Raw genomic sequence first — 22510 nt, 5'->3', positions numbered from 1 at the left:
GGGCAAGCCTCGCTCCTGCACCTTCATCCTGGGGTGACCACCTCCCCGTAGGGGCCGGCGATTATTTGTTAAAACGAATGCGCTTGTTGCCGGCGTTTCCACTGACTCAGGCGCTGATGCAGATTCAGCGGGCTATGAATCTGCTGCTGCCGGGCACGGCTGAACAGGATCAGCGCCAGTTCGGCGGTGGCCAGGGCGTCGGCGCTGGCGTGGTGGCGTTCGCCGACCTGCAATTTGAAATGCTTGAGCCAGTCATCCAGTCCGGCTTCGCGGATGTGCACCTGGGGACAGAGCAGCGGCGCCATGTCCGCGATGTCCAGAAATGGATGCTGCAAGCGATAACCCAGGCTGTCCTTCAAGGCTCGCCCGAGCATGTGCTGATCGAACGGCGCATGGAAGGCCAGCAACGGGCTGTCGCCGACGAACTCCATGAAGTCCAGCAAGGCTTCGACCGGATCGCTCCCGGCGGCGATGGCGCTGGGACCCAGACCGTGGATCAGCACACTGGGGCTGAGTTTGTGCTCAGGGCGCTGCAGGGTTCGCTCGAATTGCTGGCTGAAATCGATAGCGCCGTCCTCAATCACCACCGCGCCGATGGACAGCACCAGATCCTTGTTCAGGTTCAGCCCGGTGGTTTCCAGATCGAGCACCACCCAACGCTGCTCGCGCAGGCTGCATTCGCCCGGCTCCGGGGGGACCGCCAAGCGTTCCAGTCGCAGTTTCTGTTCGGCGGTCAGTGTCGGGCTGTTGAGACGTAGCCAGGAGAACAGGTTCATAGCTGATACCTATGCATCAGACTGCTTTGCAGGCGTTGGGCCTGGCGCAATGACTCACGCAGGATTCGCCGATCCAGGTGATTGAGGCTGTCGGGATCGACCCGGTTGGAGTAGGGCAGGTTTTCGCGCGATTGCAGCTGATGTTGCTGCATACGGGTTTGCTGGATGAAGTGGTAGGCCTCCTCATAGGCAGCACCGTCCAGCCGTTCGATAACCTCCTTGGCCACCAGTTGGCGCAAGCGTTCCAGGGTGTTGTTGGCTTCAATGCCGTTGGCCAGAGCCAACAGTCGTGCGCCGTCGACGAAGGGGGTCAGCCCCTGAACTTTCAGATCCAGTGTGGCTTTTTCGTTGCCTTTGCGGGCCAGGACGAACTCGCGCAAACGCCCCACGGGCGGGCGATGGCGCAAGGCGTTTTGCGCCATCATGCGCTGGAACAGAGGGTTGTCGGCAACCTGCAGGAGAATGTTACGGCGCAATTGCTCACAGCCCTGCTCATCACCCCAGACCACCCGCAAGTCGAAATAGATGCTCGAACCCAGCAGGTTCTCCGGAGTCGCTTCACGGATGAACGCCGCAAAACGCCGGGCCCACTCGGCACGGGACAAACACAGCTCGGGGTTGCCGGCCATGATGTTGCCCTTGCACCGCGTGAAACCGCACAGCGCCAGGCTCTGATTGATCTGCTGCGCCAGTGGCAGCAACTTGCTACGGATCTCGGCGGCGTGTGCGGCGTCTTTCGCTTCGAAGAGAATGCCGTTGTCCTGATCGGTATGCAGCGTCTGCTCGCGACGACCTTCGCTACCAAAACACAGCCAACTGAACGGCACACCGGGGTCGCCCTTGTCCGCAAGCGTCAACTCGATAACGCGGCACACCGTATGGTCGTTGAGCAAGGTGATGATGTGGGTGATCTGGGTCGAGGATGCGCCGTGGGCGAGCATGCGCTCCACCAGTTGGCCGATTTCGCCGCGAATCGCCACCAGGTTTTCCACCCGAGGCGCGTTGCGGATGGTCCGCGCCAGGTGCACCAGATCGACCCGTTGCAGGGAAAACAGATCACGCTCCGAGACCACGCCGCACAGGCGTTGATCCTTGACCAGGCAGACATGCGCGATATGCCGTTCGGTCATGGCAATTGCAGCATCGAAGGCACTGTGATCCGGCGTCAGGAAAAACGGCGCCTGGGTCATGTGCTGTTCGATGGCCTGGTTGAAATCGCTGGTGCCGTCGGCGACCACCTGGCGCAGGTCGCGCAGGGTGAAAATGCCGATTGGGGCTTTTTGTTCATCGACCACGACGATGCTGCCGACCTGCTGCTCGTGCATCAGCGTCACCGCTTCGCGCAATGGCGTCATCGGACTGCAGGACACCGGGTGGCGCATGGCCAACTCGCCCAGGCGGGTGTTGAGCGAATACTGGGTGCCGAGGGTTTCCACGGCTTTTTGCTGAACTTGCTGGTTGACCTGATCAAGCAGGCTGCTGACCCCGCGCAGAGCGAAGTCGCGGAACGGGCTCGATAGCGCGAACAACTTGATAAAGGCCAACTTGTTCAGTTGCAGGCAAAAGGTGTCTTCCCCCGCCAGGTGTTCGGTGCGGGTAGCACGTTCGCCGAGCAGTGCGGCAAGCGGGAAACACTCGCCAGTGGTGATTTCGAAGGTGGTTTCGGTACCGCCCTTGGCGGTGTGCGGGCGTTCTCCGATCACTCGCCCTTGCTTGACGATATAGAAGTGCTCAACCGGCCCGTCGGCGGGTTTGATGATGCTGTCGCCCGGCGCATAGAAGCGCAGCCGGCATTGCTCGACCAGGTAAGCCAGGTGAGCGTTTTCCATTTGATTGAACGGCGGGAACCGCTGAAGGAATTGCATGGTGCCGTGGATGTTCTGCAACACGGCGGTTTTCCCTGCCTGGGTGAAGGCATCCGCTTTACTCATAACCATTACCGCAGTCTTTTTTGAATTGTCGTTGTCAGATCATTAGCCATGGTCGGCCCCTCTGCGCAGGGTGCCCATTGGACGTAAGTCTATGTAGCCGCTGTACTAGTGGGAGTTGTCTTACGCAATAAGTGCGAAAAACCTTTCATAAGCCCTCTTGGAAAATTATCCGACGAAGTGCACATTGGAGTCTGGCTTAGCGATGTCAGACCACTGTGCTAGGGGATTGATTAGAAAACGTAGAGAAACGTATGTCTGACCACGATATTTTGAGTGATGCCGAGCGCGAGGCGCTGAGCGCCGTCATGCTGGAACCGGATCTGCCGCCGCAGCGCGTGTTGATCGCCGATGACGATAAGGACGCGCGCGAGCTGTTGGCGGAAATTCTTGGTCTGGATGGCATTCGCTGCATGACCGCAGCCAGCGGCAAAGCGGCGCTGGAACTATTGGACTCGAATAAATCGATTGGGCTGCTCATCACCGATCTGCGGATGGCACCGTGCAATGGTCTGGATTTGATACGCAAGGTGCGCGAGTCGGAGCGGGCGGAGCTGCCAATAATCATCATTTCCGGGGACGCCGATGTCCGCGATGCCATTGATGCGATGCACTTGAGTGTGGTGGATTTCCTGCTCAAGCCGATCGATGCTGGCCAGTTATTGGCACTGGTGAAGCATGAGCTGGGAGTGGTGCCGTAGGGGGCGAATTTAGGTTGCCTGTCATATCGCCATCGCGGGCAAGCCTCGCTCCTACAGGTACATGCAATCCGTAGGAGCAGGGGGGACGCCTAGTTCTTGCCCGCGATGGACTCACTGCACAATCCAAGCGAACACAAAAAAGCCCTGATCTTGCGATCAGGGCTTTTTGTTATCTACCGCTAACGCTTATTCACAGACCATTCTTGGCCTTGAACTCGCGGCGACGACGGTGCAGGACCGGCTCGGTGTAACCGTTCGGCTGTTGGGTGCCTTCGATTACCAGTTCGACGGCCGCCTGGAAGGCGATGTTGCTGTCGAAGTCCGGTGCCAGCGGACGGTACAGCGCGTCGTTGGCGTTCTGGCGATCAACCACCGGCGCCATGCGCTTGAGGCTTTCCAGTACCTGGGCCTCATTGACGATGCCGTGACGTAACCAGTTGGCGATGTGCTGGCTGGAAATACGCAGCGTGGCACGGTCTTCCATCAGGCCGACGTCGTTGATGTCCGGTACTTTCGAGCAACCCACGCCTTGGTCGATCCAGCGCACTACGTAACCGAGGATGCCCTGGGCATTGTTATCCAGCTCGTTCTGGACTTCTTCGGCCGACCAGTGGGTGTTGCTCGCCAACGGGATGGTCAGGATATCGTCGATCGACGCGCGACCACGCTTGGCCAGCTCGGCCTGACGGGCGAACACGTCGACCTTGTGGTAGTGCAGCGCGTGCAGTGCCGCTGCGGTCGGCGATGGCACCCAAGCGGTGTTGGCGCCGGCCAGCGGATGAGCGATTTTCTGCTCGAGCATCGCGGCCATCAGGTCGGGCATGGCCCACATGCCTTTACCGATCTGGGCGCGACCTTGCAGGCCGGTGCTCAAACCGATATCGACGTTCCAGTCCTCGTAGGCGCCGATCCACTTCTCTGACTTCATGGCCGCTTTGCGCACCATCGCGCCCGCTTCCATGGAGGTGTGGATTTCATCGCCGGTGCGGTCGAGGAAACCGGTGTTGATGAACACCACACGCTCGCTGGCCGCTTTGATGCAGGCCTTGAGGTTGACCGTGGTACGCCGCTCTTCGTCCATGATGCCGACTTTGAGGGTGTTGCGTGGCAGGTCGAGAACCTCTTCGATGCGACCGAACAGCTCGTTGGTGAACGCCGCTTCTTCCGGGCCGTGCATTTTCGGTTTAACGATGTAGACCGAGCCGGTGCGGCTGTTTTTGCGCGAGCTATTGCCGTTGAGGCTGTGAATCGCTGCGAGGCTGGTGACCAGACCGTCGAGAATTCCTTCCGGCACTTCGTTGCCGTCTTTGTCGAGAATCGCGTCGATGGTCATCAAATGGCCAACGTTACGCACGAACAGTAGGGAACGGCCGTGCAGGCTCAGTTCGCTACCGTCGAGCGCGGTGTAGCGGCGGTCGGCATTCATGGTGCGAGTAAAAGTCTTGCCGCCCTTGGACACTTCTTCACACAGGTCGCCCTTCATCAGGCCGAGCCAGTTGCGGTAGATCACCACTTTGTCATCGGCATCGACAGCGGCGACCGAGTCTTCGCAGTCCATGATGGTGGTCAACGCAGCTTCCATCAGCAGGTCTTTGACGCCGGCAGGGTCGGTCTGGCCGACGGGGGAGCTGGCGTCGATCTGGATTTCGAAGTGCAGACCATTGTTTTTCAGCAGGATCGCGGACGGCGCCGCGGCGTCGCCCTGGAAGGCGATCAGCTGTGCGTCGTTGCGCAGGCCGCTGTTACTGCCACCTTTAAGGCTGACCACCAGTTTGCCGTCGACGATCTTGTAGCCGGTGGAGTCGACGTGGGAGCCGGCCGCCAATGGCACGGCTTCGTCGAGGAAGACGCGGGCGAAGGCAATGACCTTGTCGCCACGGACCTTGTTGTAGCCTTTGCCTTTCTCTGCGCCGTCGGCCTCGCTGATGGCGTCAGTGCCATACAACGCGTCGTACAGCGAGCCCCAGCGAGCGTTCGAGGCGTTGAGGGCGAAGCGGGCGTTCATCACCGGTACGACCAGTTGTGGACCGGCCATGCGAGCGATTTCGTCGTCGACGTTTTGCGTCGTTGCCTGGAAATCGGCCGCTTCTGGCAGCAGATAACCGATGTCTTGCAGAAAGGCTTTGTAGGCCACGGCGTCATGGGCCTGGCCTGCTCGGGACTGGTGCCAGGCATCGATTCGCGCCTGGAGGTCGTCGCGTTTGGCGAGTAGGGCTTTGTTCTTCGGTGCCAGGTCATGAATGACCTTGTCAGCACCGGCCCAGAACTTATCGGCGGTGAGGCCGGTACCGGGAATGGCTTCGTTGTTCACGAAGTCGAACAGGACTTTGGCGACCTGCAGGCCACCGACTTGAACGTGTTCAGTCATTGCTTGCCTCACTCTGCTCAGCTATTTCGCTTTTCAGCTCTTCAATTTAACAATGAAGCCTCTGGCCATTTAAACCACAAACCCCCGCACCAGTACATGCCATTGCTGGCGGCTGGGTGGGTCCAATCAACGGCTCCAAGCCTTGCTGATAGGGCTTTTCGGGGTTGCGATGGCGCCTTGGCAGACATCGATCCAACGTTATGTAGTGCGCGCTACGGCATACTACATGATGAATTGCGGTTGTGAAAATTAGACTAAATACGTCGTTTAGCGACTTAAGCCAGCTATCCGGTCACGCTGGGGGACAGGATGTTCTCAAAAAACTATTGGATTGTTCCAGATAAATATAAAAACAGTACACGATTAGTTTTCTGCTGGAGCGAGCTTGCTCGCTCCTACAGGGTAAGGAGCAAGGCAGTTTGACCGCATGGATGCAAGGCTTGCCTATACTTGCCCTTCTATAATAAAAGTCATGACAAGAGGGCTGCGCCATGGACCACCTCGTACTTACCGTATTCGCCCCGGATAAAGCCGGTCAGGTCGAGCGCATCGCCCAGTGCATTGCCGAGCACGGCGGCAACTGGCTGGAAAGTCGTATGTCGCGCATGGCTGGGCAATTCGCCGGGATCCTGCGGGTCGGCGTGCCGGCCGAAGCCTATGATGAATTGGTGGATGCGCTGCAAGGGCTGTCAGAGCAAGGTATCCGCGTGATGATTGCCGAAAGCAGTATCGAGCAATCCTGCACCTGGAAGCCGATCGCTATGGAGCTGGTGGGCAATGACCGGCCGGGGATTGTGCGCGATATCACGCGGCTGTTGACCGAACAGGGTGTGAACCTGGAGCGGCTGGTCACTGATGTGCGGCCGGCACCCATGAGTAGCGAACCGCTGTTCCATGCCGAAGCCATTCTGGCGGTGCCGTTGACCTTGTCCCTGGATGTATTGCAGGCGCGCCTGGAAACCCTGGCGGATGACTTGATGGTCGAATTGGTGCTGCGTAGCGAGGTGTAAGCCAGAGGCAAAGGTTATCCAAGTAAAACGTGCACCTGCCTGTGGATAACCTGTAGAGATGCACCGCAAGCCCGGGCCGGCCGGGGTTCTTCAGGAACTGAGCAAAAAACGAACAGTTTCAAGGGCTTGTGCACAAACGGCGGGGATCACGCTGTGGATAACCTTGGGAAAGATGCTTGCAGGCCACGTCAATCCTGGCCTGCAGAGCTTTGTGTGTTTTTTGATCAGGCGCGCCGGCGCAGGCTGATCCAGGCATCCACGCTGTAAATTGCCAGACCTGCCCAAATAAACACGAATGCGATCAAGGTGCTTGAAGACAAATGCTCGCCAAACAACAGCACTGCCTGCGATAGCACCAGGGTCGGCGCTATGTATTGCAGGAAGCCCAGGGTGGTGTAGGGCAAGTGTCGTGCCGCCGCGTTGAAACACACCAGCGGCACCAGGGTGATTGGCCCTGCGGCCACCAGCCACCAAGCTTGGGAAGTCCCCCAGAACTCAAGCTGAGCGCTGGTCGCTACCGGGTTGAGCAGCAACCACGCAAGGGCAATCGGTACCAGCATCCAGGTTTCCACCACCAGCCCGGGTAACGCCTTGACCGGTGCCTGCTTGCGGATCAGTCCATAGAAACCAAAGGTCAGCGCCAGTATCAGCGATACCCACGGCAGGCTGCCGACTTGCCAGACTTGCTGCGCCACACCAATGGTCGCCAGGCTCACTGCCAACCACTGCATGCGCCGCAGACGCTCGCCCAGCAACAGCATGCCCAGCAGCACGTTCACCAGCGGATTGATGTAATAGCCGAGACTGGCTTCGAGCATGCGGCCGTTATTCACCGACCACACATAGGTCAGCCAGTTGGCCGCGATCAGCATGCCGCTCAAGGCCAGAATCGCCAGTCGCCGCGGGTTTTCGCGCAGTTCGCGCCACCAGCCAGGGTGCTTCCAGACCAATAGCAGCAGTGAGCCAAACAGCGCAGACCAGAGCACCCGGTGGACGATGATTTCCACAGCGGGAACGCTGGCGATGGCTTTGAAGTAGAGCGGGAACAGTCCCCAAATGATGTAGGCGGTCAGACCCAGAGTGTACCCGCGACGCGGGTTGGCGGCTTGCATGCAGAATCCTTGCTTAGGCAGCTAACAAAGCAGTGATTGTAGGGTGGTTGTATAGATGTGTCGTGTTCGCTTTTTTTGTAGGAGCGAGCTCGCTCGCGATGGACTCAAGGGCGACGCGTTTATTCAGAAAACACGCGTTATCGTTAACGTCCATATTGCGAGCAAGCTCGCTCCTACAAGGGATCAGAACAACTTCAAAGGTTCTTCATTGAGTGCGGCAAGCTGCTCGCGCAATGCCAATACCTGATCGCCCCAATAACGCTCCGTACCGAACCACGGGAAGCTGCGGGGGAATGCCGGATCATCCCAACGTCGGGCCAGCCAGGCGCTGTAGTGCATCAGACGCAGAGCACGCAACGGTTCGATAAGCGCCAGCTCACGCGAGTCGAAGTCATGGAACTCGCTGTAGCCGTCCATCAATTCGGACAGCTGACCGAGACATTCCTGACGGTTGCCGGCGAGCATCATCCACACATCCTGCACCGCCGGGCCCATGCGGCAGTCGTCGAGGTCGACGATGTGGAACATTTCATCGCGGCACATCATGTTGCCGGGGTGGCAGTCACCGTGCATGCGGATGTTCTGATGGGGCGTGGCCTGGTAGACCTCTTGCACCCGCTTGAGCAGATCGCGGGCGACCGACTCGTAGGCAGGAAGCAAGCTGCGAGGAATGAAATTGCCTTCGAGCAAGGTCGTCAGTGAATCTTGGCCAAAGTTTTTCACCCCGAGGGCTTCGCGGTGTTCGAATGGACGGGTGGCACCGACCGCATGCAAACGGCCGAGCAATTGCCCGAGGCGATACAGCTGATCCAGGTTGCCCGGCTCTGGCGCACGGCCGCCACGGCGTGGGAACAGGGTGAAACGAAAACCCGCGTGTTCGAACAGGCTTTCGCCGTTGTGCACAATGGGGGCTACCACTGGAACATCGCATTCGGCGAGTTCATAGGTAAAGCGGTGTTCTTCGAGGATCGCCTCGTTGGTCCAGCGCTGTGGGCGGTAGAACTTGGCGATCAGCGGCTCGGAGTCTTCGATGCCGACCTGGTAAACGCGGTTTTCGTAGCTGTTGAGCGCCAGAATACGGGCGTCACTGTGAAAGCCGATGCTTTCAACAGCATCGAGCACCAGGTCGGGTGTAAGGGTTTCAAACGGATGGGCCATGCTGACTCCTGCGCGCAGCAGGCTGCCGCGTCCGGCCAGACATGGTAGCGCAGACGGAGCGTCTTTAGTGGTTGATCGTTCCCACGCTCTGCGTGGGAATGTCTCACTGGACGCGCAGCAATCGCTTGGGCAGTGACGCAAAGCTCACTGGCTGCATTCCCGCGCAGAGCGTAGGGAACGATCGTTACGCGCCGATGATTCCGCCATCTTCACGGGTGATCGCCATTACCGACGACCTCGGCTTGCCGTTGGGCAAGTGCTCCGGGAAGGTCGAACCGCCGTTCTCGCCCGGGTGCTGAATACCGACGAACAGCGTTTTGTGATCCGGCGAGAAGCTGATACCGGTTACTTCACAACCCACCGGGCCGACCATGAACCGACGGATCTCACCGCTGGCCGGATCGGCGCAGAGCATCTGATTGTTGCCCATGCCAGCGAAGTCTCCGCTGTTGCTGACGTCGCCGTCGGTGAGAATCCACAGTCGGCCAGCAATGTCGAAACCCAGGCCGTCCGGGCTGTTGAACATATTCTGCGGGGTGATGTTCGACGAGCCGCCTTTGGGTTTACCGGCATGTACGGCAGGATTTCCCGCCACTACAAACAGATCCCAGGAAAAGCTCATGGCTGCGTGGTCGTCGCGGTTTTCCTGCCAGCGCAGAATCTGCCCGTAGACGTTCTTCTCCCGCGGGTTCGGGCCGCCGACCGGTTGGCCGTCTTCGCCGCGCTTGGCGTTGTTGGTCAGGGTGCAATAGACCTGGCCGTCTTTGGGGCTGACGACGATCCATTCCGGACGGTCCATGCGTGTGGCGTTGACCACGCTGGCGGCAAGGCGCGCGTGGATCAACACTTGCGCCTGGTCGGCAAAACCATTGCTGGCATTGATACCGTTTTTACCGTGGGTCAACTCAAGCCACTGGCCCTGGCCTTTTGGATGATCCGGGTTGCCGTCGCCGGCATCGAAACGCGCAACATACAGCGTGCCGTGATCCAGCAGGTCGCGGTTGGCTTTCGGGTCGCGGTGATTGATTTTGTCGCGGCTGATGAACTTGTAAATGAACTCACCGCGCTCATCGTCGCCCATGTACACCACGGCGCGACCGTCGCTGGTTTCGGCCAGTGCAGCGTTTTCATGTTTGAAGCGGCCAAGGGCGGTGCGTTTGACCGGGGTTGACTGTGGGTCGAACGGGTCAATCTCCACGACCCAGCCGTGACGGTTGAGTTCGTTGGGGTTTTTCGCCAGGTCGAAACGCGGGTCGTGTTGATGCCAGTTGATTTCTTTGCTGGTCGCTACCGCGCCATAGCGTTTTTGCGCGGTGTCGAATTTCTGCTCGGGATTGCTGCTGCCGAAGCAGTCGGTGAAGTTCTCTTCACAGGTCAGATAGGTCCCCCACGGCGTTTTGCCGTTGGCGCAGTTCTGGAATGTGCCGAGGACTTTTTTGCCGTGCTTGTCATTGCTGGTTTTCAACAGGTCATGCCCGGCGGCCGGGCCGCTCAGGCGCAGCGGCGAGTTGCCGTGGATGCGGCGGTTGTAGCGCGAGCCCTGGACGAATTGCCACTGGCCGTTTTTGCGTTGCACTTCGATCACCGAGACGCCTTCGCTGGCCAGAGCCTTGCGCACATCTTCCGCCGACTGCGGCATGCCGCCATGGGGGTAGAGGTAGCGGTAGTTGGTGTATTCGTTGTTAATCGCCATCAGCGCGCGGTCGTGGTCGCCGGGGAAGGCAAACAGGCTCATGCCGTCATTGTTGTCGCCAAACTGGACTTCCTGGGCCTGGGCTGTGCCATTGCCGGTCGGGTCGAAGGCCGGGCCGTTCTTTTGCAGCGCCTGGCCCCAACTGATCAGTACCGACGATGTGTAGCCCGGCGGCAGGGTGATGGTGTCGCTGGTGGCGGTGGCAATGCTGTTGAAACCCAGCAGTTCGCTTGAGCCGGTGCTGACGCTGGCTGCCAGAACGCTGCGGCTCAGCAGGTTGCCGCCCAGAAACATTGCCGCGCCACACAAGGCGCCGGCACTGATAAAGCCGCGGCGGCTGAGGCCGACAATTTTTTCGAGGTCGGTGGGCTGGTTTTCTTCCAATAGATTCACATCAAGCTCCCTGCAGGTTTTTGCAGGCACCTTAACGAGCGCCGATGAAGGAAATGTTTCAATAATTTTTCAAGCTGCGCCGAGCCCCCGTAGCAGCTGCCGAAGGCTGCGTCCGAGGGCGAAGCACTCGCAATCCGGTTAACTCAATAAAAGGTCAGAATTGCAGTGCCTGAATTTACGACTGCTGCGCAGCCGAACGCAGCCTCGCAGGCTCGACAGCTGCTACACGCAGCCGGACGCAGCCTTCGGCAGCTGCTACGGGATATGCGTCCGCCCTTGGTTATAGCGGTGTGCCGAGCAATACGTTGGACGGTGCGAACTGCACCAGGACGGGTTTTCCAGTCGTCAGCACCAAGGTTCTAAGGTGTAACGGCTCGGCCAACGCACACAAGGTTTGCCCGTTAGGCAGGGCGATCCGTACCTCGCTGGGGCCGTCTTCGGCGTCGAGAATTTCTTCGATAATCCCGCTCAGGCAATTGTGTCCAGGTGTTGCAGATTGATCGATGGCCAGCAAATCGAGCCAGCCAGCCTTGATCAATGCGACCACTTCAGTGCTCATTTCCAGCTCTAATCGCAGGGTGCTGTCGTGGGTGATCTGCGCCTGGATCGTCAGTCCTTCGGCCAGCTCCAGGCGGACCAGATCATTGCGCCCCTGACTGTCGATGGCCACGACCTTGCCGTGCAGTTGATTACGCGCGCTGGTCCTGAGCATCAAACGGCCGAGCAGGTCCAGGTCGCTGGCATCTTCCGCGGCCTCCAGCACCTGAGCTTGCAAGGCTTGCAGACGTTGATAGAGCCGCAATACCCGCTCACCCTCTGTGGATAACTTCGCGCCACCGCCGCCCTTGCCACCGACGCTGCGTTCGACCAAAGGCTTCTGTGCGAGGTTGTTCAACTCATCGATGGCATCCCAGGCCGCCTTGTAACTCAATCCCGCGCTTTTTGCGGCGCGTGTGATCGAGCCTTGCTCGGCAATGTGTTGCAGCAAGGCGATGCGCTGTGGACGACGGACGATGTGTTGAGTCAAAAGCGTGGGCAAGGACATGGCGGCGCGCTACGAGCTGTATTGATGGGGTTGGACGTTGGCGCCTTGGCGCGTGAGAGTCAAGTCAGGTCAACTCGCCGGGTTTGGGGGTTCTGGCCAGGCAATAGACGTCGACCCGTCGGGCTCCCGCGTTCATTAACAAGCGGGCGAGGCTTTCGGCGGTGGCGCCGGTGGTCAGTACATCGTCGATCAAAGCCAGGTGCCGGCCTTTGATCTGCGCATCGGGCAGCAGGGTGAATGCCCTTCGCAGGTTGAGTTTGCGCGCCTTGGCATCCAGGTCCTGTTGCGCGGCAGTGTCCTGAGTCCGCAGCAGCAGGCGTTCTTCGCAGGGGAGGTTCAGGCTGTCGCCGAGCCAGTGAGCGAGCATCGCCGCCTGGTTGTAGCCGCGCTCGCGCAGGCGCTTGTTGGCCAAGGGCACAGGGACCAGGGCCTCGGGCCGTGCGAGGTCCTCATCAAAGCGATGTTGCAGCGATTGGCTGAGTAGTTCGGCCAGCAAGCGCCCAAACGGCCACTTTGCGTTGTGCTTGAAACGGGTAATCAAGCTGTCGATCGGAAAGCTGTAAGTAAAGGGTGTTACGACCTGTTGAAAGGCCGGGGGCTTTTTCAGACATTGGCCGCAAGTCAAACCGGCCATGGGCAAGGGCAGGGCGCAAACCTGGCAGTGATCACCGAGCCAGGGCAGCTCACTTTCACAAGGTGTGCAGATGGGATGAGGGGTGTCGGTGAGTTCGTCACAGAGCAAACAGGTCTGTTTGTTTTTTAACCAGATGTAAACCGGTCCTTTGTATTGTGGTTGACAGTGCATGTCTCTTCCTTAAATATGCCGAACATCCGTGTCGCGTCTGTGGGTATTACATGCCACAGCCGCTTGCCAAGCATAAACAAGGAATCGCCAATGAGCGCCAGCACCACTGCCAACCTGCGTCATGACTGGTCTTTAGCCGAAGTCAAAGCGCTGTTCGTTCAGCCCTTCAATGACCTGCTGTTCCAGGCCCAGACGGTGCACCGCGCGCATTTCGACGCCAATCGCGTGCAAGTCTCGACGCTGCTGTCGATCAAAACCGGTGCTTGCCCGGAAGATTGCAAATATTGTCCGCAGTCCGGTCACTACAACACCGGTCTGGAAAAAGAAAAACTGCTGGAAGTGCAGAAGGTCCTCGAAGAGGCCGCTCGCGCCAAGGCCATTGGTTCGACCCGTTTCTGCATGGGCGCGGCCTGGAAACATCCGTCGGCCAAAGACATGCCCTACGTGCTGGAAATGGTCAAAGGCGTGAAGGCCATGGGCCTGGAAACCTGCATGACTCTTGGCCGTCTCGATCAGGACCAGACCGCAGCCCTGGCCCAGGCCGGTCTGGACTACTACAACCACAACCTGGATACCTCGCCCGAGTTCTACGCCAGCATCATCACGACTCGTACTTACGGCGAGCGCCTGCAAACGCTGGCGTACGTGCGTGATTCCGGAATGAAAATCTGCTCCGGCGGCATCCTCGGCATGGGTGAGTCCCTCGATGACCGCGCCAATCTGCTGATCCAGCTGGCCAACTTGCCAGAGCATCCGGAGTCGGTGCCGATCAACATGCTGGTAAAAGTCGCCGGTACGCCGCTGGAAAACGCCGATGACGTCGATCCGTTCGACTTCATCCGCATGCTGGCGGTTGCGCGAATCCTGATGCCGCAGTCCCACGTGCGTCTGTCCGCTGGCCGTGAGGCGATGAACGAGCAGATGCAGGCTTTGGCCTTCTTTGCCGGTGCCAACTCGATTTTCTACGGCGATAAATTGCTGACCACCGCCAACCCGCAGGCTGACAAGGACATGCAACTGTTCTCGCGCCTGGGCATCCTGCCGGAAGCTCGCGAAGAGCACGCTGACGAAGTGCATCAGGCGGCCATCGAGCAGGCGCTGGTGGAACAGAAGAGCAGCGAGCAGTTTTATAACGCCGCTGTTTAATCGGACACTGACCTGTAGGAGCGAGGCTCGCCCGCGATGCAGACACCTCGGGTTAGCTGAATGATTGCGGTGATGCTATCGCGGGCAAGCCTCGCTCCTACAGGGGTGTAGTTGTTGCCAGCTTTTCTCCGATCTTACCCCCGAGGCCTGCATGTCTTTCGATCTCGCCGCACGCCTTGCTGCTCGTCGTGCCGAAAACCTTTATCGCCATCGTCCTCTGCTTGAAAGCCCCCAAGGTCCGGAAGTGGTGGTCGACGGTCAGCCGTTGCTGGCGTTCTGCAACAACGATTACCTGGGCCTGGCCAATCACCCGCAAGTGATTGAAGCGTGGCGCGCCGGGGCGGTTCGTTGGGGCGTGGGCGGTGGCGCTTCGCATCTGGTGATCGGCCACAGCGCCCCGCACCATGCGCTGGAAGAAGCCTTGGCCGATTTGACCGGCCGCCCGCGGGCGCTGCTGTTCACCACCGGTTACATGGCCAACCTCGGCGCGGTCACGGCGCTGGTCGGGCAGGGCGATACGGTGCTGGAAGACCGGCTCAATCATGCATCGTTGCTGGATGCCGGGCTGTTGTCCGGCGCTCGCTTCAACCGCTATCTGCATAACGATGCGATCAGCCTGGCCAAGCGTCTGGAAAAAGCCACCGGCAACACGCTGGTGGTGACCGATGGCGTGTTCAGCATGGACGGCGACCTCGCCGATTTGCCCGCACTGGCCCGGGTAGCCAAAGCCAAAGGCGCCTGGTTGATGGTCGATGACGCCCACGGCTTTGGTCCGTTGGGTGCCAACGGTGGCGGGATCGTCGAGCACTTTGGTTTGAGTCAGGAGGATGTGCCGGTATTAGTCGGCACGCTGGGTAAGGCCTTCGGCACGGCGGGGGCGTTCGTCGCCGGTAGCGAAGAGCTGATCGAAAGCCTGATCCAGTTCGCCCGGCCGTACATCTACACCACCAGCCAACCGCCGGCACTGGCTTGTGCCACGCTCAAAAGCCTCGAACTGCTGCGCAGCGAGCATTGGCGACGTGAGCACCTGAATGCGCTGATCCGCCAGTTCCGCCAAGGCGCCGAGCAGATTGGTCTGGAACTGATGGACAGTTTTACGCCGATCCAGCCGATCATGATCGGCGATAGCGGGCGCGCCGTTCGCTTTTCGCAGATGTTGCGCGAGCGCGGCTTGATGGTCACTGCGATCCGTCCGCCGACCGTGCCGGCCGGCAGCGCACGTTTGCGCGTGACTTTGTCCGCGGCCCACAGCGAGGCTCAGGTCCAGCTATTGTTAAATGGACTGGCAGACTGCTTTAGCGAATTGGGACCGGAGCCAAGCCATGCGTGATCGACTGATTCTGCTGCCCGGTTGGGGCCTCGGCATTTCGCCGCTGGAACCGCTGGCGGCTGCTTTGCAGGGGCTGGACGAACACCTGCGGGTCGATATCGAACCGTTGCCGGAGCTTGAATCGGGTGACCTGGATGAGTGGCTCGACGAACTCGACGCAATCCTGCCGGACAATGCCTGGCTGGGTGGTTGGTCACTGGGTGGCATGCTCGCCTCGGAACTGGCCGCCCGACGTGGCGATCGTTGCTGCGGTTTGCTGACGATGGCCAGTAATCCTTGTTTTGTTGCCCATGACGAATGGCCGAGCGCGATGCAGGGGGAAACCTTTGATGCGTTTCTTGCCGGGTGCGGTGCCGACCCGCGGGGGACGCTTAAGCGCTTCGGCCTGCTCTGCGCCCAAGGCGCCAATGACCCGCGCGGCATAGCGCGTCTGTTGCTCGGTGGTGCGCCGAATACACCGCCTTCAGCCCTGTTGAGCGGGTTGGAGTTGCTCGCGCAACTGGATACCCGCCAGGCCTTGCAATCCTTCCGTGGCCCGCAGTTGCATCTGTTTGCCGGGCTCGACGGCCTGGTCCCGGCCGAAGCGGCGGGGGCGTTGCTGGCGTTGTTGCCGGATGTCGAAATCGGTCTGATTGAACAGGCCAGCCACGCGTTTCTTCTGGAAGACCCCCACGGTGTGGCGGGGGCGATCCAGGCCTTTTTGCATGAGTCCGGTGATGACTGATTTGTCCTTTCCCAATCTTCCCGGCGGCCTGCCCGACAAGCGTCAGGTAGCGGCGTCCTTTTCCCGCGCGGCGGCCAGTTATGACAGCGTGGCCGAGTTGCAGCGGGCGGTTGGCGGTGAATTGCTGAGCCGCTTGCCGGGTGACTTCTCCCCCGGTCGCTGGCTGGATATGGGCTGCGGCACGGGTTATTTCAGTCGCGTTCTGGGTCAGACATTCCCCGAGAGCGAAGGGCTGGCGCTGGACATTGCCGAAGGCATGCTCAACCACGCTCGGCCGTTAGGTGGTGCAGTACATTTCATCGCCGGCGATGCCGAGCGTTTACCGTTGCAGGCGCAGAGTTGCGAGCTTGTTTTTTCCAGCCTGGCGGTGCAGTGGTGTGCGGACTTCACCTCAGTGCTGAGTGAGGCGTATCGCGTACTGAAGCCTGGCGGCGTGTTGGCGTTTGCCAGTCTGTGCGTCGGTACGTTGTATGAGTTGCGCGATAGCTGGAGCCAGGTGGATGGCATGGTTCACGTCAATCGCTTCCGCCAGTTCAGCGCTTATCAGCAGCTGTGTGCTGCCAGCGGTTTGCGTGTAGTCAGCCTGGAAACTCGCCCGCATGTGTTGCATTACCCGGACGTGCGCAGCCTGACTCACGAGCTCAAAGCCTTGGGCGCGCACAATCTGAACCCCGGTCGGCCGGGTGGTTTGACGGGCCGGGCGCGGATACTCGGTTTGATCCAGGCCTATGAACAGTTTCGTCAGGCACAAGGGCTGCCTGCGACTTACCAGGTGGTCTACGCCGTATTGGAGAAACCTTTATGAGTGCAGCCTATTTCATCACCGGCACTGATACCGATGTCGGCAAGACCACCATCGCCGCAGGTCTGTTGCATGCTGCACGCTCGGCGGGATTGAGCACGGCGGCGGGTAAACCGGTGGCCTCCGGCTGTGAGGTGACGCCCAAGGGGCTGCGCAACGCCGATGCACTGGCGTTGCTGGCTGAATGCTCATTGCCGCTGAGTTACGCCGAGGTCAACCCGGTGGCGTTCGAGCCGGCGATCGCACCCCATCTGGCGGCCCGCGAGGCGGGTGTGGCGCTCACTGTTCAGTCGTTGTTGGCGCCGATGCGGCATATTCTGGGCCAGCAGGCCGACTTCACGTTGATCGAAGGCGCTGGCGGCTGGCGGGTGCCATTGGCCGATCAGGACAACCTGTCGGACCTGGCGATGGCCCTGGCTTTGCCGGTGATTCTGGTAGTGGGTGTGCGCCTGGGTTGCATCAGTCATGCGTTGCTGACGGCCGAGGCGATTGCCCGGGACGGTCTGCAGTTGGTGGGTTGGGTGGCCAACATCATCGACCCCAAGACTTCGCGTCTGGAGGAGAATCTCGCGACTCTGGCCGAACGGTTGCCGGCGCCATGTCTCGGTCGAGTGCCCAAGCTTAAGGTTGTCACAGCAGAAGCGGTGGCCGAGTATTTGCAGCTGGACCTTCTAGACTAGATTTTGCCTATGATAAGGCACTATGCCATTAGTGTTTTTGTCGGGCCTTTTCCGGGTGGGTCTGCTTCAATGGACGCTGTTTATCCTCTGCAGGATCGAGTTCTTCCATGGAAATCTCAGGGAATACCGCTTTCTACGCTGGTCTGAGCACTCTCCAGACAGGGCAGAATCGTGTCGATCAGGCCGCCGGCCAGATCGCCAACACAACTGTCGAACGCGCGCTCACCAGCCAGTCTTCCGAAGCCCAGGTCGATCGCCTGCGCTCGGTAGACCGCAGCCAGCAATCGGATCTGGCGAGCAGCATGGTCGATATGTCCATGGGCAAGATTCAGGCGGAACTGGGCGTCAAAGTCGCCAAGGCGTCCGATGAAATGCTCGGTACGCTGATCAATACCTACGCGTGATCGCTCGCTGATTTTCTTTGCTCCTGCGCCGTGCGTTGCATGGCGTTCTGTCGGGTATGTCCTTCTCTTTCAACTAATATTTCCTACACCGTCTTTGCGCAGGTAATGGCTGTGGGCCTTTGCGTGCGTGGCGTTGCGGCAGGCGATGACGAACGGCAAATGATCGACGCTTGACAAGGTTTGGTCGTAAACGTATGTTTCAAACAACTGTTTGACCGCCACGACAAACCAACGCGGTCGTTCATTCCCGGTTTCATCAGCAGAGGTTTATCGCTATGCCTGACTACAAGGCCCCCTTGCGTGATATTCGCTTCGTTCGTGACGAACTGCTCGGTTACGAAGCGCACTATCAGAGCCTGCCGGCTTGCCAGGACGCAACGAAGGATATGGTTGACGCCATTCTCGAGGAAGGCGCCAAGTTTTGTGAGCAGGTGTTGGCTCCGCTGAACCGTGTGGGTGACACCGAAGGCTGCACCTGGAGCGAAACCGGCGTTAAGACCCCGACGGGCTTCAAAGAAGCCTACAAGCAATTCGTCGAAGGTGGCTGGCCGAGTCTGGCCCATGACGTAGAGCATGGCGGCCAAGGCTTGCCGGAGTCGCTGGGGCTGGCAGTCAGCGAAATGGTTGGCGAAGCCAACTGGTCGTGGGGCATGTACCCAGGCCTGTCCCATGGCGCGATGAACACCATTTCCGAACACGGTACACCTGAGCAACAAGAGGCTTACCTGACCAAGCTGGTCTCCGGCGAATGGACCGGCACCATGTGCCTGACCGAACCGCACTGCGGCACCGACCTGGGCATGTTGCGCACCAAGGCCGAACCTCAGGCTGACGGTTCCTACAAAGTCACCGGCACCAAGATCTTCATCTCGGCCGGTGAGCACGATATGGCCGACAATATCGTCCACATCGTTCTGGCACGTCTGCCGGATGCACCGGCCGGCACCAAAGGCATTTCCCTGTTCATCGTTCCCAAGTTCCTGCCAAACGCTGACGGTTCGGTCGGTTCGCGCAACGCTGTGACCTGCGGTTCCCTGGAACACAAGATGGGTATCCACGGTAACGCAACGTGCGTGATGAACTTCGATGCGGCCACCGGTTTCCTGATCGGCCCGGCGAACAAAGGCCTGAACTGCATGTTCACCTTTATGAACACCGCGCGTCTGGGCACTGCTCTGCAAGGTCTGGCTCACGCCGAGATCGGTTTCCAGGGCGGCCTGAAATACGCTCGCGATCGCCTGCAAATGCGTTCCCTGACTGGCCCGAAAGCGCCGGACAAAGCCGCTGACCCGATCATCGTGCACCCTGACGTACGCCGCATGCTGTTGACCATGAAGGCCTTCGCCGAAGGCAACCGTGCAATGGTGTACTTCACTGCCAAACAGGTCGACATCGTCAAGTACGGTGTGGACGAGGAAGAGAAGAAGAAAGCCGACGCTTTGCTAGCCTTCATGACGCCGATCGCCAAAGCCTTCATGACTGAAGTGGGCTTCGAATCCGCCAACCATGGCGTGCAAATCTACGGCGGCCACGGCTTCATCGCCGAGTGGGGCATGGAGCAGAACGTTCGCGACAGCCGCATTTCCATGCTGTACGAAGGCACCACCGGTATTCAGGCGCTGGACCTGCTGGGCCGTAAAGTGTTGATGACTCAAGGCGAGGCTCTGAAGGGCTTCACCAGGATCGTCCACAAGTTCTGCCAGACCAACGAAGGCAACGAAGCGCTCAAAGAGTTCGTCGAACCTCTGGCTGCGCTGAACAAAGAGTGGGGCGAGCTGACCATGAAGGTCGGTATGGCTGCCATGAAAGATCGCGAAGAAGTCGGTGCCGCTTCGGTGGATTACCTGATGTACTCCGGTTATGCCTGCCTGGCTTACTTCTGGGCTGACATGGCGCGTCTGGCGGCGGAAAAACTGGCTGCCGGCACCACCGAAGAGGCGTTCTACACCGCCAAGCTGCAGACTGCGCGCTTTTACTTCCAGCGCATCCTGCCGCGTACCCGCACGCACGTAGCAACCATGCTGTCGGGCGCCAACAACCTGATGGGCATGAAAGAAGAAGACTTCGGTCTGGGTTACTAAGCCCTGACGCAGTCCTTCAAAAGCCGCTGCTCCTCCGGGAGCCGCGGTTTTTTTTTGAATGAAAAAAGCCCGGACCTTGCATCCGGGCTTGTAAGGCTTTGCTCCTGAGTCGTCAGACCATGCTCACCACGGGGTGGGCTCCAGCGGGCCGACGCCAGTCGGGGTGCTTGCACCTTCCCCATTGCGCACGAACGGCAGGTGCCAGAAGTCGTTCGGGACGATGGGGTCGCCCGGTCTGATGTTTTCCGGAAAGATGAACTCAAACACCGGCGCCACATACTGTCCCGCAATCAGACCGTTGGCCACTGTTACCTTACTGGCATTTTGCAAGCAACTGTCCACTACAGTCTGGCTGGCGGTCGCCGTCGGAACGCAGAGTGAGCGCACCATGACGCGCAGGGTACGAGTTGGCTGGCTGAGGAGCCCAATCGGCGCCTTGGTCGCCCGTATCCTGGCACGTTGCGGCTGAGGGCCAACGTTCTGGGTCGTGATGCCACCCGAGGCGCCGAAACAGTTCGTTGTAAGGGCCAGAGGGTTGCACTCACCTGTCATCTCAAAAGGTGTCACCCAGCGGTTGGTTTGCGCGCCGGTCGAAGGATCGACGTCTATCAGGTAAATGTCGACCGGAGTCTTGACGTCGGTAGTCGACGCTTCGAGGAAAATCCGATTCGCCGTCTCCTGCGCCGCACCGTTGACAGCCGTCGCCGAGGGGTCGGCGCTGCCGATGCCAAAGTCTCCGATAGACAGGTAGCTGGGCTGCGTACCAGGCTGAGTGTAGATCCCGACGCTGGCCTCTATCGTGTGCGCCGAGATGAAGTCCGGGGCACCCACTGTAGTCGACTTGAACAGCGTGCCAGCGTAGGTGATGAAGTCGCCGACTTCGAACGGTGCTTGCTGGGTCGGGTCGGGGTCCGTCGCCGTGCGTGTAGCATCGCTGAAGCTCTTCATGACGTACTGGCTGCAATAGAGCTGGCCCAGGCTCGGCGGGGTGAGCTCTCCGCTTGCAGGGGGAGCTACGCCAGCCTGGCTGAAGTTTCGGCAGTTGTTAGAGCTGGTCGCGGAAACGACCTTTGGCCGGTTTTTCTCTGGGCAGAGTGCGTCGCTCCCAGCTGCCGTGCGTGGCACGCACATCGGGTAGCCGGTGGCGGCGTGGATAGTCGGGTTGGCGTCATCGACGGAGAAGCGAGGGTCGGGGCTCTGGGGACGGCCAAAGCGCCCATTCGGATCGTTGATCTGGATGATCGCCGGCTGCAGCGGGTTGCCGCTGTCAACCTGGATGTTACCAGTGGCGTAGTCGATGTTGGTGATGACGCCGCTGCCGGCGTTGACTGATTGCTGGGAGACAGTGATCAGCCCGGCGATTTGCTTGGTGCCGACGGTATTGCCAACCACATGGATCTCGAACGATGGGTAAGCAGGCGGGACTTTACTGAGGGCCAGCGATCCACCGTTGACGAATTGGGCCCACGTCAGGGTATTGGCCGGCATCTGGATAACAGTGTTGCAAGGGACTGTATACGTAACGCCATTCAGTTGGACCGTACCACCAAAGCGGCCAGGGTTGCTGGTGTTAGGGCAGCCGGCATTGCTGGTGTCCAGGGTCATGTTCTGGATAAAGCCAACGACGTCGAATTGGTGAATCGCATTCTGGTTCGCGAATAGCGGATCAGGGAGCGTGGCCGTTGGGAACTGCGTTGTTGCGCCCGGGGCGGGGGGCCTGGCGGTCCCACCCTTGGCAAATGCATAACCTCCCCCCCCAAGGACCAGAGCGAAGGCGACCGCACCGGCGATCAGTGTGGGACGAGCGATGACGCCGTTGAATCGTTTGTGAAACGGTGGTGTGGCTAGCGTTTTTGCTTTTTCACGTATGCTCATGGTCCTCTCCAATATCTTGCTGGGCCAGTTGCCGGTCAATCGACTCGCCTACCCGGTGATGCACTAAGGCCTGCGCAAAAAATACGGAGCAGAGCAGCGTCGAATTGGGGCTCGCGAGAGACATTTCTCTGAGCCTGGAGCGTGTAAAGCAGTTGTCGTGCCTAATTGCACAATCAGTCGCTAATGCGCGGAAATGCTGGCTGCGGCGTTTTTTTTTTGCACTCCGCACAGGCCTGTTCGAAGCGCAGATGTGGGGGGAGATGTCCCCAGACACGGGGAGTGTGGCGCGAAGTTGAGGATGGGGGCAGGCCTGCTGCGCGAGGCTACAACCCAGGCGCACCGCCTCAACCGTCATCCGCAGATCGCTCGTACCGGTACCGGGCAATGCAGTGATTTTTTCTCGCAGTGTTTTTTGTGATTTTGTGTGGGGAGGGGAGTACAGGGATTGGCTTGGATAGCCCGTCTGATGGCGCTGGCCC

18 protein-coding genes are annotated in these 22510 nt (G+C 59.6%); 9 read left to right on the top strand and 9 right to left on the bottom strand.

Annotation, left to right across the window (positions count from 1 at the left end; genetic code table 11):
- Positions 1-68 precede the first annotated feature (68 nt).
- Together AC07UI_RS00445 and AC07UI_RS00440 are read right to left on the bottom strand one after the other, a co-directional pair.
- Positions 69-776, bottom strand: a complete 708-nt coding sequence (locus tag AC07UI_RS00445) for a 3'-5' exonuclease (protein WP_494990605.1) — start codon at positions 774-776, stop codon at positions 69-71.
- On the bottom strand, positions 773-2713 hold the full coding sequence (locus AC07UI_RS00440; protein ID WP_494990604.1) for a putative nucleotidyltransferase substrate binding domain-containing protein: 1941 nt from the start codon (positions 2711-2713) through the stop codon (positions 773-775). Before AC07UI_RS00440 ends, AC07UI_RS00445 begins: the two co-directional genes overlap by 4 nt.
- A gap of 245 nt (positions 2714-2958) precedes the next feature.
- Between AC07UI_RS00440 and AC07UI_RS00435 the strand changes: the two genes are divergently transcribed.
- Positions 2959-3405, top strand: a complete 447-nt coding sequence (locus AC07UI_RS00435; RefSeq protein WP_494990603.1) for a response regulator — start codon at positions 2959-2961, stop codon at positions 3403-3405.
- Positions 3406-3595: 190 nt separating this feature from the next.
- On the opposite strand, the gene AC07UI_RS00430 is transcribed toward AC07UI_RS00435, so the two are convergent.
- On the bottom strand, positions 3596-5773 hold the full coding sequence (locus tag AC07UI_RS00430; RefSeq protein WP_494990602.1) for a malate synthase G: 2178 nt from the start codon (positions 5771-5773) through the stop codon (positions 3596-3598).
- Positions 5774-6264: 491 nt separating this feature from the next.
- Here AC07UI_RS00430 and AC07UI_RS00425 point away from each other — a divergent pair, with 491 nt between their 5' ends.
- Positions 6265-6783, top strand: a complete 519-nt coding sequence (locus tag AC07UI_RS00425; RefSeq protein ID WP_494990601.1) for a glycine cleavage system transcriptional repressor — start codon at positions 6265-6267, stop codon at positions 6781-6783.
- Positions 6784-7007: 224 nt separating this feature from the next.
- Here AC07UI_RS00425 and rarD read toward each other — a convergent pair whose 3' ends face one another.
- The 5 genes from rarD to AC07UI_RS00400 all read right to left on the bottom strand — a co-directional run bounded on the left by rarD (position 7008) and on the right by AC07UI_RS00400 (position 12989).
- Positions 7008-7895 (bottom strand): EamA family transporter RarD, encoded by an 888-nt coding sequence (rarD, locus tag AC07UI_RS00420; protein WP_494990600.1) that lies wholly within the window; start codon positions 7893-7895, stop codon positions 7008-7010.
- A 183-nt stretch (positions 7896-8078) separates the two neighbouring features.
- Positions 8079-9053 carry a serine/threonine protein kinase gene (locus AC07UI_RS00415; protein WP_494990599.1) on the bottom strand — a complete coding sequence of 325 codons (975 nt, stop codon included), beginning with the start codon at positions 9051-9053 and terminating at the stop codon, positions 8079-8081.
- Positions 9054-9237: 184 nt separating this feature from the next.
- Positions 9238-11139, bottom strand: a complete 1902-nt coding sequence (locus AC07UI_RS00410; RefSeq protein ID WP_494990598.1) for a PhoX family protein — start codon at positions 11137-11139, stop codon at positions 9238-9240.
- Between the two features lie 280 nt (positions 11140-11419).
- Positions 11420-12184 carry a TOBE domain-containing protein gene (locus AC07UI_RS00405; RefSeq protein WP_494990597.1) on the bottom strand — a complete coding sequence of 255 codons (765 nt, stop codon included), beginning with the start codon at positions 12182-12184 and terminating at the stop codon, positions 11420-11422.
- Between the two features lie 64 nt (positions 12185-12248).
- Positions 12249-12989: a ComFC family protein gene (locus AC07UI_RS00400; protein ID WP_494990596.1), complete on the bottom strand. Its 741-nt coding sequence runs from the start codon at positions 12987-12989 to the stop codon at positions 12249-12251.
- Positions 12990-13079: 90 nt separating this feature from the next.
- Between AC07UI_RS00400 and bioB the strand changes: the two genes are divergently transcribed.
- The 7 genes from bioB (at position 13080) to AC07UI_RS00365 (ending at position 20156) form a co-directional block, all read left to right on the top strand.
- The gene (bioB, locus tag AC07UI_RS00395) at positions 13080-14135 is read left to right on the top strand and encodes a biotin synthase BioB (RefSeq protein WP_494990595.1); all 1056 of its coding nucleotides are present in this window, start codon (positions 13080-13082) and stop codon (positions 14133-14135) included.
- Between the two features lie 151 nt (positions 14136-14286).
- Positions 14287-15465, top strand: coding sequence for an 8-amino-7-oxononanoate synthase (bioF, locus tag AC07UI_RS00390; RefSeq protein WP_494990594.1), 1179 nt, complete (start codon positions 14287-14289; stop codon positions 15463-15465).
- Positions 15458-16189: an alpha/beta fold hydrolase gene (locus AC07UI_RS00385; RefSeq protein WP_494990593.1), complete on the top strand. Its 732-nt coding sequence runs from the start codon at positions 15458-15460 to the stop codon at positions 16187-16189. The genes bioF and AC07UI_RS00385 overlap by 8 nt, the downstream gene beginning before the upstream one ends.
- Positions 16182-16994: a malonyl-ACP O-methyltransferase BioC gene (bioC, locus tag AC07UI_RS00380; RefSeq protein WP_494990592.1), complete on the top strand. Its 813-nt coding sequence runs from the start codon at positions 16182-16184 to the stop codon at positions 16992-16994. The genes AC07UI_RS00385 and bioC overlap by 8 nt, the downstream gene beginning before the upstream one ends.
- Positions 16991-17671: a dethiobiotin synthase gene (bioD, locus tag AC07UI_RS00375; RefSeq protein WP_494990591.1), complete on the top strand. Its 681-nt coding sequence runs from the start codon at positions 16991-16993 to the stop codon at positions 17669-17671. Before bioC ends, bioD begins: the two co-directional genes overlap by 4 nt.
- A 107-nt stretch (positions 17672-17778) precedes the next feature.
- Positions 17779-18075, top strand: a complete 297-nt coding sequence (locus AC07UI_RS00370) for a pyrroloquinoline quinone biosynthesis protein PqqE (RefSeq protein WP_494990590.1) — start codon at positions 17779-17781, stop codon at positions 18073-18075.
- A 275-nt stretch (positions 18076-18350) separates the two neighbouring features.
- On the top strand, positions 18351-20156 hold the full coding sequence (locus tag AC07UI_RS00365) for a phenylacyl-CoA dehydrogenase (protein ID WP_494990589.1): 1806 nt from the start codon (positions 18351-18353) through the stop codon (positions 20154-20156).
- 123 nt (positions 20157-20279) lie between these two features.
- On the opposite strand, the gene AC07UI_RS00360 is transcribed toward AC07UI_RS00365, so the two are convergent.
- A complete protein-coding gene (locus AC07UI_RS00360) occupies positions 20280-22031 on the bottom strand; it encodes a hypothetical protein (protein WP_494990588.1) in 1752 nt (583 codons plus the stop codon).
- Between the last annotated feature and the right edge of the window lie 479 nt (positions 22032-22510).

The sequence above is a fragment of the Pseudomonas sp. GW821-FHT04C07 genome (genome assembly GCF_059420325.1).
This window is presented reverse-complemented; position numbering and strand designations above follow the sequence as displayed.

What these genes read in the sequence shown, in the direction of transcription:
- AC07UI_RS00445 (WP_494990605.1), bottom strand. Translation starts at nt 776, where the DNA reads ATGAACCTGTTCTCCTGGCTACGTCTCAACAGCCCGACACTGACCGCC.
- AC07UI_RS00440 (WP_494990604.1), bottom strand. Translation starts at nt 2,713, where the DNA reads ATGGTTATGAGTAAAGCGGATGCCTTCACCCAGGCAGGGAAAACCGCC.
- AC07UI_RS00435 (WP_494990603.1), top strand. Translation starts at nt 2,959, where the DNA reads ATGTCTGACCACGATATTTTGAGTGATGCCGAGCGCGAGGCGCTGAGC.
- AC07UI_RS00430 (WP_494990602.1), bottom strand. Translation starts at nt 5,773, where the DNA reads ATGACTGAACACGTTCAAGTCGGTGGCCTGCAGGTCGCCAAAGTCCTG.
- AC07UI_RS00425 (WP_494990601.1), top strand. Translation starts at nt 6,265, where the DNA reads ATGGACCACCTCGTACTTACCGTATTCGCCCCGGATAAAGCCGGTCAG.
- rarD (WP_494990600.1), bottom strand. Translation starts at nt 7,895, where the DNA reads ATGCAAGCCGCCAACCCGCGTCGCGGGTACACTCTGGGTCTGACCGCC.
- AC07UI_RS00415 (WP_494990599.1), bottom strand. Translation starts at nt 9,053, where the DNA reads ATGGCCCATCCGTTTGAAACCCTTACACCCGACCTGGTGCTCGATGCT.
- AC07UI_RS00405 (WP_494990597.1), bottom strand. Translation starts at nt 12,184, where the DNA reads ATGTCCTTGCCCACGCTTTTGACTCAACACATCGTCCGTCGTCCACAG.
- AC07UI_RS00400 (WP_494990596.1), bottom strand. Translation starts at nt 12,989, where the DNA reads ATGCACTGTCAACCACAATACAAAGGACCGGTTTACATCTGGTTAAAA.
- bioB (WP_494990595.1), top strand. Translation starts at nt 13,080, where the DNA reads ATGAGCGCCAGCACCACTGCCAACCTGCGTCATGACTGGTCTTTAGCC.
- bioF (WP_494990594.1), top strand. Translation starts at nt 14,287, where the DNA reads ATGTCTTTCGATCTCGCCGCACGCCTTGCTGCTCGTCGTGCCGAAAAC.
- AC07UI_RS00385 (WP_494990593.1), top strand. Translation starts at nt 15,458, where the DNA reads ATGCGTGATCGACTGATTCTGCTGCCCGGTTGGGGCCTCGGCATTTCG.
- bioC (WP_494990592.1), top strand. Translation starts at nt 16,182, where the DNA reads ATGACTGATTTGTCCTTTCCCAATCTTCCCGGCGGCCTGCCCGACAAG.
- bioD (WP_494990591.1), top strand. Translation starts at nt 16,991, where the DNA reads ATGAGTGCAGCCTATTTCATCACCGGCACTGATACCGATGTCGGCAAG.
- AC07UI_RS00370 (WP_494990590.1), top strand. Translation starts at nt 17,779, where the DNA reads ATGGAAATCTCAGGGAATACCGCTTTCTACGCTGGTCTGAGCACTCTC.
- AC07UI_RS00365 (WP_494990589.1), top strand. Translation starts at nt 18,351, where the DNA reads ATGCCTGACTACAAGGCCCCCTTGCGTGATATTCGCTTCGTTCGTGAC.
- AC07UI_RS00360 (WP_494990588.1), bottom strand. Translation starts at nt 22,031, where the DNA reads ATGAGCATACGTGAAAAAGCAAAAACGCTAGCCACACCACCGTTTCAC.